Genomic DNA, 2,091 nt, shown 5'->3' with positions numbered 1-2,091 from the left:
GAATTTGTTGATTGTAGTTTTTACGACAGGAATAGCTTGGAAGGGTGTGATTTTAATAGAGCCAAACTAAAAAACGCTAGCTTTAAAAGCTGCGATTTATCAATGAGTAATTTTAAAAACATTAGCGCCTTAGGTCTTGAAATTAGTGAGTGTTTAGCTCAAGGAGCTGATTTTCGAGGGGCTAATTTTATGAATATGATAACTACAAGGTCATGGTTTTGTAGTGCTTATATAACCAAGACAAATCTTAGTTACGCTAATTTTTCTAGAGTCATATTAGAAAAGTGCGAACTGTGGGAAAATCGCTGGAATGGCACTGTGATAACTGGCGCCGTGTTTCGTGGCTCCGATCTTTCTTGTGGGGAGTTTTCATCGTTTGATTGGTCTTTGGCTGATTTTACTGGTTGTGATTTAACGGGTGGGGCGCTTGGCGAGCTTGATGCAAGGCGAATTAATTTAGATGGAGTGAAGTTGGATGGAGAGCAGGCGCTTCAGCTTGTTGAGAGTTTAGGTGTTATTGTTCACCGATAAAATCTAGGTAAAAAACGCCTAATGCCCCAATGTGGTACTAATCAAAACGGAGCGAAGCGACATCTTCATCTTGTCTTTGCTTTTCTCCATGATCAGTTATTGGGTCATGGTCTCTTAGCTCGTTAATCTGGCTAAGTTTGGTTAGGTTGGGCTTCTTTCGACACTTCGCAATCCAAGAAATCCCTAGTCCGTTGATTGGTGCTCTTATCAGGTACGCACTGTAATCTTTCGATACCGCAGCGTGATTCGGAGGTAGAGCCGGAATTTCGTTTTCCGGTACGTTTTACTACCACAATTTGCCTGTTTATCCTTTCGGAGACCGGGCTAAGTCCGAGTCAATCAAGTGGTGCATTTGGGTTAATGTCGTTGGCTGGTATTTAATGAGAACGTGACAAGCGCCTCTCACGTTGCTAAGATTGGATTGCGACGTCTAATCTGAGCAACGAATGCACAAGATTTAGAGTACCAGAGCCCTGTGATGCTGTCACGGGGCTTTGTTACATCTGGAGCTTGGTAAACCTCATAAATTCAATTCGCAACGCTCGCCGCAAGGCGTGAACTTGTTTCACGTCGAGGAAGCGGAATTTCTCGAAAGCCTTATACTGTCTCCGTTCACACATGATCGGAGGGTGTCTCTATGTCTCAATTATTTCGTTTGGCATCGCCAGAAGATTACGAATACATCGAAGAATTAAATTTATGGGAATTGTCATTTGATAAGCGACCGGTTCAAGGGGTTCGTTGTGAAGATCCGGTGATCGGGGCAGAAAAATATAATCAAGGGCGTGAAAAATTTAAGGCGTTAGCGTCACGGCATAAAAAACACTGGAAACCGAACGGATTGACCTTTTCGGAGTTGATCCGCTGGGCAATAGAATGCGGAACTCCAGAACAATGTCAGCTTGTTTTAGCGTTATACCATTGCACAAACGATGATGATTATCAGGCGATGGGAATTCAGTTAAGCCGAAGTATTGATAATGCAAATGTCAGTCCGATCATCTTTTTCACAGGTAAAAATCAACGGTTATTAGGTGATATTTCGATGCTAAAACAGCTCGAAGAAAAGGTGCGCTGACGTTAGGTTTACCTATTATTTTATGTATTATCCTATCTATTATTCTATCTCTTATTTTATCTATTTCGTCTGTAATAGGTAGAATAATACATAGAATAAGATACAGAATAATAGATAGACACAAGATGACGTTGTGTTATTTCTTACCCATTAATCCACCTGTTATTCTACCTATTACTTTACCCGTTATTGCACCCAATTTAGGTATAACGGGCAGAATAACGGGTGAAATAATGGGTAGAATCATAGTTTTACTAACTTGCACCCCATGATACTTTCAGTATCAATGCCACTCATTTTCTGGACGAAAATGAATGACATAAGGCTCCGCCCTCTGGCTATTTTCTTCGGCTGGACGCCTGCGAAAAAAACCATTCACCCAAGCCCGTCAAACTCACTGCGTTCGTCTGACCACCCCCTTTTTTCGCCCCTGTATTTGGTCGCTCAAAAATGTGGTGGTCAGACGCTTCGCTTGACGGGGG

General features: G+C 42.0%; 2 protein-coding genes. Both read left to right on the top strand.

What is annotated here, in order from left to right; genetic code table 11:
- A partial coding sequence (locus B6258_RS02920; protein ID WP_099074016.1) for a Qnr family pentapeptide repeat protein occupies positions 1–531 on the top strand: 531 nt, incomplete at its 5' end.
- Between the two features lie 637 nt (positions 532–1,168).
- Positions 1,169–1,609, top strand: coding sequence for a hypothetical protein (locus tag B6258_RS02915; protein WP_015063446.1), 441 nt, complete (start codon positions 1,169–1,171; stop codon positions 1,607–1,609).
- Positions 1,610–2,091 lie beyond the last annotated feature (482 nt).

This window comes from Proteus alimentorum, from assembly GCF_002607735.1.
Lineage (GTDB): Bacteria > Pseudomonadota > Gammaproteobacteria > Enterobacterales > Enterobacteriaceae > Proteus > Proteus alimentorum.
Note: the sequence above shows the minus strand (reverse complement) of the source record. Positions and strands in the feature narration are given on the sequence as shown.